We start from the raw sequence: 8001 nt of genomic DNA, 5'->3' as shown, positions 1-8001 counted from the left end.
GTTCGCCCACATCGCCGCCACGGCCTCGGCGGGATCGGCGGGCAGCTGCCGGGTGGTCACCATCTGGCGTCGCTCCACCTCACCGACGATCGCCAGCAGAAGTTCGTCGCGTGACCCGAAGTGATGCAGCAGCATGCGGTGGCTGGTGCCGACCGCGGCCGCTAGGTCACGAAGCGGGCGGTCACCGATGCCGTTGCGTGCGACCTCCGCAACGAGGTCGTCCAGCAGTTCCTTGCGACGCTCGAGGTCAGGGGGTCGGGCCATCGAGCCGATGCAGATGCTCGCAGCGCGCCTTCAACCCCTCGGCCTCGAGGTCGAGGTAGCGCCTGGTCATCGACCGCATCAACAGGCCGACAAGAGCCCCGATGGGCCCGCGTTGTTCGAGTCGTTGGTGAATGCGGGTCCGATCGCCTCCGACCGGGATCACGTCGTGGCGAGCCACCGTCAGCCCGCCGGGCGAACGCTGCACCCAGGTCCACGACACTCCGGGGGTCGCTTCGGTGACCTCCCAGACCAGCTTCGGCATGCGCGGTTGCTTGATCTCGAATCGGTTGCCCACCACCACTTCTCGGGTGTCAAGCGCCGTGAGGCGGGTCACCGAGGCCGTCCACTCCGGCCAGCGCTCGACATCACTGAACACGTCCCATACGGCAGCGGCCGGTGCATCGATATCGGCAGCACACTCGGTAATCATGTACCAAATGGTACATCCATGCCGTCGGCGAGAGAAGGGCCAAACCGCGCGTGCGGCAAGATTGCCTGGACATGACGCTCAGCGACCGCCCCACCACACGTCGGCGACACATCCTCCGGCTGGTGTTGTTCGCCGCGTTCCTGCTCGGCATGTTCTATCTGGTCGCGGTGACCGGGGTGATCGACGTCGAGCACGTCCGTCGCACCGTGGCGTCCACCGGCCCCATCGCGCCGTTGGTCTACGTCGTGGTTTCGGGCCTGCTCGGCGCGGTGTTCGTCCCCGGTCCGATCCTCGCGGCCGCAAGCGGCGTGCTGTTCGGTCCGCTGGTCGGCACGTTCGCCACCCTTGGCGCGACGGTCACCACCGCCTGCGTCACCAGCCTGGTCGGCAGGCGCGCCGGACGCGACAGCGCACGGGCTCTGCTCGGAGAGGACCGGGCGGCCCGGCTCGACGGCCTCATCGCGCGCGGCGGGCTGTGGGCCGTCGTCGGTCAACGCTTCGTTCCGGGCATCTCCGACGCGCTCGCCTCCTATGCCTTCGGCGCGTTCGGAGTTCCGTTGTGGCAGATGGCCGTCGGCGCCTTCATCGGGTCGGTCCCGCGAGCCTTCGTGTACACCGCACTGGGAGCGTCGATTTCGGACTTGTCCTCACCGCTGACATACGCGGCGATCGCGGTGTGGTGCATCACCGCGGTCGCCGGCGCGTTCGCCGCGCACCGGGGCGTCCGGAGCTGGCGCGGACGGGCACGCACCGACGAGGACGGGACCGCGCCCGATCCCGACGACTGCTAGTCCGGAAGCGAGGCGCTGCCCGGCGGCGGGGCGAGCTGCCATGTGTCACAGGCCATCGCGAGCATGGCGTACGTGCCGACGACGAAGATCAGCTCCATCGCCTGATGCGTGCCGAGTTCGTCGACGAGACGACGCCAGGTGGCCGGCGCCGCGCGGCCGTCGGCGAGCAGCTCGTCGGTGGCCTCGAGTACCAGCCGGTCCACCCCGTCGAATTCGGTGTTACCGCGGGTGATCCGGGCGATGTCGTCGTCGGACAGGCCGCCGGCCTTGGCGACCTTGACGTGCTCGCCCCAGAAGAACGACGAGCGGTGCGCATGCGCCAGCCGCAGCACCGCCAATTCGCGCAGGCGCAGGGACAGCTCACCGCGTTGCAGCAGAAAAGCGTTGTAGGCGAGGAATTTCTGTGCCATCTTCGGATGCCGGGCCAGTGCCCCGATGATGTCGAAATTGAGCGGGTCCCGGGGCTCTCCAGAACCGGCCCGCGGAACGTCGCCGCCCGGTATCCCCATCAGCGCGCCGACAGCGGCGTACTCGTCGTCGCCCCACTCGTCAGCGGTCAGCGGCGTCAGGAGCGGCGTGGCATCCTCGGTCATGGTCACCTTTCTTCGCGGTGCAGTTCCGCGAGGGCGTGGATCTGCTCGAGGTAGTGCTCGAGCGACCGGTGGACGAACCGCGCGGAGACGATCGTCGTGCCCGCTTCCGCCATGGCGCGCAACGTCTCCCGCGTGGCCTCGGGGTTCTCGATCGGATCGAGAGGGCGGTCGGCGGCCAGCACGACTTCGAAACCGGGCGGGACGTCGCGCGCCCGCAGCCACTCCGCGGCGGTCTCGAGTGAGATGCCGAACGGTGCCCAACCCTCGGCGAGGGTGAGCGCCCGTCGCAGCGAACGCCGGGTCCGGCCGCCCACCCAGATCGGCATGTGAGCCTGCAGTGCACACGGGTCGACGATCAGGCCGCCGAACGAGTAGTACTCACCCTCGTAGGAGGGCTCATTGCTCGACAGGGCCGCACGCAGGGCCCGCAGCGCGTCGTCGGCGCGCGGGCCGCGGTCCTCGAACGGGGCACCCAGAAGATCGAATTCCTCTTTGAGCGAGCCGACGCCGACGCCGAGGATCAACCGGCCGCGGCTGACGTGATCCAGTGTGCCGTACCGCTTCACGATGGCCAGGGGATGGTGGTATCCGAGCACCAGCGTCATGGTGACGAGTCGAATCCGCTCGGTGCGGGCCGCGACGTAACCCAGGGTGGCCAGCGGGTCCCAGTACCTCGCGCCGCGCCGCCCCGCCTCGGACGCCGGGATGCCGATGTGCTCACTGCAGGTCAGGTGGTGGTAGCCGAGCCGGTCGGCCGCCTCGGCGACGCGACCGATGTCCTCGACTCCTGCGTCGCGTTCCCACGTGAGTGCCGCTCCGGCGACATTGGTGACGACCGGTGTCGCGATGCCCAGTTTCAAGTCAGTGGCTCTTCGCCCGCCAGGATGGTCCGGTGCATGAGGCGACCGCTGTCGACCGCGTAAGGCAGCGCGCGGTGCATGGTGCCCGTGTTGTCCCAGATCAGCAGATCGCCGACCTCCCACTCGTGCCGATAGACATACTGCGGCTGCGTCGCCCAATCCCGAAGCCGGGCAAGCAGGGCGCGGCTCTCCTCGACGGGCATGCCGACGACGTAATCGGCTGTCGCGCCGAGTAACAGGGATTTGCGGCCGGACCGATGCGTCCACACGATGGGGCACGCCTTCGTCGGCGACTTCTGCCAGAACGCGATCTCGTCGTAACTCATCTCCGGCGTCACATAGTACTGAGACCGTTCGGCGCTGTGCACCACGCGGAGGTCGGCGATGAGGTCCTTGTCCGATTGCGGCAGATCGTCGTAGGCGGCGTAGGTGTTGCAGAACTCCGTCTCGCCGCCGCTATCGGCGAGTTTCACCGCGCGAAGCAGCGTGGCCAGGTTCGGATAGGGCTGCAGGGAGCCATCGAAGTGCCAGAACAGCGAACCCTTGAGGTACTTCGCTCGCTGGTTGACGCTTTCGTCGAGCGAGATCTTGTAGATCCCGTCCTCGCCCTCGTTGGCCACGACGGTACCCAGCGTCTTGGCGATCGCGACCTGTTGCTCGTCGCTGATGGGCAGTCCGCGAAAGAACACGACACCGCGTTGTTCCAGTGTGGCGCGGATCTTTTCGGCCGCACGGCCGCTGCACAACGTGTCCAGGTCGGTGCGGATCTCGCTGCCGATCCTGGGTGTCAGGTCGACGACGTCCAATTGTGCGGAGGTCAGGCCCACGGCGCTCAACTCACCCTTGTCAGTATCGTGCTGGCCGAATGCTTGACTCGCGGCTGGTGCCACAGCTCGACCGCGAGCGAGACGGTGATCAGAGAGTAAAGAAGGTTGCGCAGGTTTGCGACGTCTTCGGGCAGCGGCTCGGAGTAGTCGAACTTGTCGATGTAGGCCACCGCTTCCTCGGCATACGGAAAGATCTCGTCGTAGAACGCACGGATCTGGTCCATCGAACTGTTGACCCGCTTCACATATCGCGCGTGGCCGTCCTCGATGGCCCATTCGGGCACGAGGTGTTCGAGCTGCGAAAACGCCGGTGGCAGAGAGGCGCTCATCGCATCGCCTTCTGTTCTCCTGCGGCCTTCACTCCGTTTTCCACGTAGTCGCCGACGACCTTGTGGAAGTGGCGGAGCAGGATCTCCTCGTCGTTCATCGTGAAATGGGTGAGCGCGCCGCTGTTCAGCATCGCCTGCAGGCCCTCCGAGGGACTGGCATCCTCGAGGATGATGTCGTTGAGGTAAGTGATCGTCAGCTCCTGGCCCAGCCGCTCCTTGTGCGTCGTCGGGGGCTGGTAGTACGCCTCGGTCTCGAAGATGTGCGAGTGCGGCCCGGTGGGCCAGTGCGTGTGGACGGTGAAACCGGACGCACCGAATATCAGCACGAAGTTCGGGAAGAACTGGAACGAGTCGAAGCCGTACTTCTCCGATCGCGTCGGGTTGATCCCCGCAGGCATCGGCCCGCGGTCACTCTTCTTGTTCCACGGCCCGGCCGCGCTCGCCTCGAACACGCACTCGATCGGTTTGGAGTACGGCGTCTTTCGCGACGGTTCGCCGGAGAACGAAAACATCCGGTGCGGGCCCTTGAGCCGATAGGCCAGCGCGTCGGTGAACGGATTCGGTTGGTCGAACGCGTCCCTGGCCTCGGCGGTGACCGCGCCGAACGACGATGCATGGAGGTAAGGACCGTGATAACTCTCGGCGAACCCGTCCAGGAAGATCTTCCAGTTGCACTGCAGTTCGGCCTTGAACTTGTAGACCTGATGCGGGCCGGCGAACGGGTACCCCTCGATCTCGTGCGCCAGCTCGCCCAGGTATTCACGCAGCGGCTCGGTGTTGTGCGGGTTGAGGTTGATGAAGATGAAGCCCTCCCACACCTCACACTGGATGGCCGGCACCCGGCAGCTGTCGGCGTCGAAGTCGAGCAGCAGATCCTTGCGGGTGGCCGAGTGCAGTGAGCCGTCGAGTTTGTAGCGCCAGCCGTGGAAGCGGCAGTACAACAGCGGCGCGCGTCCCTCGACCTCGGCGAAGGGGTCGTCCTCCCACAGCATCTTGTTGCCCCGGTGCGGGCAGATGTTGTGAAACGCGCGGACCACGTGGTCCTTGCCCCGCACAATGATCACCGAGGTATTGAGAAACCCCAGCTCGCGGGTGAAGTAGCTGCCGGATTTCGGCACCCGCTCGACGCGCCCCATGTACAGCCACGTCTTCTTGAAGACGTGCTCGCGTTCCTTCTCGTAGAACTCCTCGGAGACGCAGTCCTCGAGCGACACCGGTCCGCGACCGAGCTCGGGGTAGGCGTCGGTCCAGTGTCCGCTCGCGGGTTTGGTCACCAGGCTGTCGTGACTCAACGGTCCTCCTCGTCGGGCGCAAGACGGTAGGCCGAAGGTACCGCCGGCGAAATGGCCGAAACAGAGCCATCAACGCAACACCCTGTTGCATATTTGGAACGCGCGATCGTTCGACGCCAAAAGGAGGCGCGATGGAACAGAACCTGCCCTTCGACGTCGACGCCCTGCTGATCTTCGGCAAGGTGGTGGAGAACCGCAGCCTGTCCAAGGCGGCGACGCTGCTCGGCATGCCGAAGTCGACGGTCAGCCGCAAGCTGACCAAGCTAGAGTCCGATCTCGGCATCAAACTGCTGCGCAAGAACACCCATCAGCTCACGGTCACCGACCTGGGCGAGCAGGTGTACGCGCACGCGGTCAACATCCTGGCCGAGGCCAACGGTGTCCGCGCGCTCGTCGAGGGCAGCAGGCAGGAGCCTCAGGGTGAGCTGCGGGTGGCGATCCCGGTGTTCGTCGGCGTCGACTACGCCTCGCGTGTCGGCGCGGCGTTCCTGCGGCACTATCCCCACTCCCGGCTGGACATTCGGCTGGTCGACAACATGGTCGACCCGGTCCGGGACGGTTTCGACGTGGTGTTCAGCACCGGCCCGCTGCAGGACTCCACGCTGATCGCGCGCAAGGTGTTCAGTCTCGAGCTGTTCCTGTGCGCCTCACCGGAATTCCTCGCGGGGTTGCCGGAGCCGATCCGCGACCCCGCGCAGCTGGACTCGGTTCCGTTCATCGACTTCGGCTTCGGCGGGCCCCGCAGGCTCACACTCACCGCGAAGGGTCGTCGTGGCGAGTTGACTCCGCCAGTGCGCGCGCGTGCCAACAACTTTCAGGTCTGCAAGCAGTACATCATGCAGGGACTCGGCTTCGGCGCCATGCCCACCCAGATCATCTGCACCGCAGAGTTACGCGAGGGCACGCTCGTTCCCGTGCTGCCGGAATGGCACCTCGAATCGCTGGACGTGCACATGGTCTATCCGTTCGAGCTGTCCTTCTCCACGCTGATCAGCGCCTTCTACGAGACCGCCTGCGAAATCATCGTCGAGAACATCGCCCGCGCCTGACGCTGCATGGCGGGGTGCGCCGCCCGTCACACTTCGCCGCCCACAGGTATAAGCAACGTCTCAGGGGGAATACGTCGGCCCGACTTTGTCACCGTCAAACCGGGAGCCGGAATGTCGAAGTACCTGTACGCGATAGGCGCCTTCAGTTTCCGCCGCCGATGGCTGGTACTGGGTGTCTGGCTGGCGATCCTGGTCGGCGTCGCCGCGGCCGGTATCGGCCTGCGCGGCGAACCCAGTGACGACTTCACCATTCCCGGCACCGAATCCCAACAGGCCGTCGAGCGACTCAAAGAGAAGGTGCCCGCGTTCAGCGGTGCCCAGACGCAGATCACGTTCGCGGCGCCGGCCGATACCAGGCTCACCGACCCGCCGGCGGCGGGTGCCATCGACGAGTCTCTGCAGAACCTGCAGGCGATCCCCGACGTCGCCGTCGCCGCAGGTCCCGCGCAATCGCGGCTGCTCTCCCCCGATGCGTCGGTCGGCCTCGGGACACTGCAATGGAAGGCGCAGCCCGGAGAGGTCGACGACGCATCGCTGCGCGCCGTCGAAGACGCGATGGAACCCGCGCTGGCCGCGGGGGTGCAGGTCGAGTACTCGGGCAGCGTCTACCCCGGCTACAAGGTCGAGATCTCCGAACTGCCCGAGATCATCGGCATCGGTGTCGCGTTCCTGATCCTGCTGATCACCTTCGGAGCGGTTGTCGCCGCGGGCCTGCCGATCCTCACCGCGTGCGTCGGTGTCGGGATCGGGGCACTGGGAATCTTCGCGACCGCCGCATGGATCGAAATGCCAACGGCCGCATTCTCGCTCGCACTCATGCTCGGCCTGTCCTGCGGCATCGACTACGCGCTGTTCATCCTGAACCGCTACCGCAACAACCTGCTGCTCCTGCGGCCGATGGAGGAATCGGTGGCGTTGGCCGTCGGCACCGCCGGTGGCGCCGTGGTGTTCGCGGCGCTGACGGTGATCATCGCGCTGTGCGGCCTGTCGATCGTCGGCATTCCTTTTCTGACCTACATGGGCCTGGCCGCCGCCGCGTCGGTGCTGATCGCGTTGTTGATCGCGATCACCCTGCTGCCCGCCCTTCTGGGCTTCGCAGGCAAACGCGTCGCCAAGTTCATCAAGACCCCGCTGCAACCCAACCGCGCCAAGGAGGTCGCGCAGGTCGCCGCGTACACGCCGCACCGCACGATGGGAGCCCGGTGGGGGCGGTTCGTCGTCGCCCTCCGCAAGCCGCTGCTGGTGATCGGAATCGTCGCGCTGGCACTCATCGGCCTGCCCACCTTCGGCATGCACCTGGGTCTTCCCAGCGGGTCCTCGCAACCCGAATCGAACACCTCACGCAGGGCCTATGACCTGACCGCCGAGCATCTGGGACCCGGATTCAACGGTCCCCTCCTCGTCGTGGCCGACCTCTCCCAAGCGCGAGACCCCAACGCCGCGCAGACCATCGCCGACAATCTGCGCCGCGAGGAAGGTGTCGTGATCGCGGCGCCCGGCGTCAATCAGAACGGCACCGCCATCATCCAGGTCGTCCCCGCCACCGGACCCAACGACACCGCGACC

General features: G+C 66.4%; 10 protein-coding genes. 3 read left to right on the top strand and 7 right to left on the bottom strand.

Annotated elements, in window-relative coordinates; all coding sequences use genetic code 11:
* On the bottom strand, positions 1 to 264 hold a 264-nt coding region (locus A5698_RS12055), incomplete at its 3' end, for a TetR/AcrR family transcriptional regulator (RefSeq protein ID WP_156670721.1).
* Positions 248 to 694, bottom strand: a complete 447-nt coding sequence (locus A5698_RS12050; RefSeq protein WP_068296866.1) for an SRPBCC family protein — start codon at positions 692 to 694, stop codon at positions 248 to 250. The genes A5698_RS12055 and A5698_RS12050, both read right to left, overlap by 17 nt.
* Before the next feature lie 71 nt (positions 695 to 765).
* Here A5698_RS12050 and A5698_RS12045 point away from each other — a divergent pair, with 71 nt between their 5' ends.
* The gene (locus A5698_RS12045; protein ID WP_068296861.1) at positions 766 to 1485 is read left to right on the top strand and encodes a TVP38/TMEM64 family protein; all 720 of its coding nucleotides are present in this window, start codon (positions 766 to 768) and stop codon (positions 1483 to 1485) included.
* On the opposite strand, the gene A5698_RS12040 is transcribed toward A5698_RS12045, so the two are convergent.
* The 5 genes from A5698_RS12040 to A5698_RS12020 are packed head-to-tail and all read right to left on the bottom strand — an operon-like array spanning position 1482 to position 5386.
* Entirely contained in the window at positions 1482 to 2078 is a 597-nt protein-coding gene (locus tag A5698_RS12040) for a carboxymuconolactone decarboxylase family protein (RefSeq protein WP_068296859.1), read from the bottom strand. The genes A5698_RS12045 and A5698_RS12040 overlap by 4 nt on opposite strands.
* Before the next feature lie 2 nt (positions 2079 to 2080).
* Entirely contained in the window at positions 2081 to 2938 is an 858-nt protein-coding gene (locus tag A5698_RS12035; RefSeq protein WP_068296857.1) for a TIGR03619 family F420-dependent LLM class oxidoreductase, read from the bottom strand.
* Positions 2935 to 3765, bottom strand: coding sequence for a TauD/TfdA dioxygenase family protein (locus A5698_RS12030; RefSeq protein WP_068296854.1), 831 nt, complete (start codon positions 3763 to 3765; stop codon positions 2935 to 2937). The genes A5698_RS12035 and A5698_RS12030 overlap by 4 nt, the downstream gene beginning before the upstream one ends.
* A 5-nt stretch (positions 3766 to 3770) precedes the next feature.
* Entirely contained in the window at positions 3771 to 4094 is a 324-nt protein-coding gene (locus A5698_RS12025; RefSeq protein ID WP_068296851.1) for a hypothetical protein, read from the bottom strand.
* Positions 4091 to 5386, bottom strand: a complete 1296-nt coding sequence (locus A5698_RS12020) for an aromatic ring-hydroxylating oxygenase subunit alpha (RefSeq protein ID WP_068296848.1) — start codon at positions 5384 to 5386, stop codon at positions 4091 to 4093. The genes A5698_RS12025 and A5698_RS12020 overlap by 4 nt, the downstream gene beginning before the upstream one ends.
* Positions 5387 to 5517: 131 nt before the next feature.
* Between A5698_RS12020 and A5698_RS12015 the strand changes: the two genes are divergently transcribed.
* Positions 5518 to 6435, top strand: a complete 918-nt coding sequence (locus A5698_RS12015) for a LysR family transcriptional regulator (RefSeq protein ID WP_068296845.1) — start codon at positions 5518 to 5520, stop codon at positions 6433 to 6435.
* A 111-nt stretch (positions 6436 to 6546) separates the two neighbouring features.
* The coding region (locus A5698_RS12010) for an MMPL family transporter (RefSeq protein ID WP_068296842.1) at positions 6547 to 8001 on the top strand (1455 nt) is incomplete at its 3' end.

Origin of the sequence: Mycobacterium sp. E136 (genome assembly GCF_001666865.1) — a bacterium.
GTDB lineage: Bacteria > Actinomycetota > Actinomycetes > Mycobacteriales > Mycobacteriaceae > Mycobacterium.
This window is presented reverse-complemented; position numbering and strand designations above follow the sequence as displayed.

Coding starts and splice junctions, on each gene's coding strand:
- A5698_RS12045 (WP_068296861.1), top strand. CDS start 766: ATGACGCTCAGCGACCGCCCCACCACACGTCGGCGACACATCCTCCGG.
- A5698_RS12025 (WP_068296851.1), bottom strand. CDS start 4,094: ATGAGCGCCTCTCTGCCACCGGCGTTTTCGCAGCTCGAACACCTCGTG.
- A5698_RS12050 (WP_068296866.1), bottom strand. CDS start 694: ATGATTACCGAGTGTGCTGCCGATATCGATGCACCGGCCGCTGCCGTA.
- A5698_RS12040 (WP_068296859.1), bottom strand. CDS start 2,078: ATGACCGAGGATGCCACGCCGCTCCTGACGCCGCTGACCGCTGACGAG.
- A5698_RS12015 (WP_068296845.1), top strand. CDS start 5,518: ATGGAACAGAACCTGCCCTTCGACGTCGACGCCCTGCTGATCTTCGGC.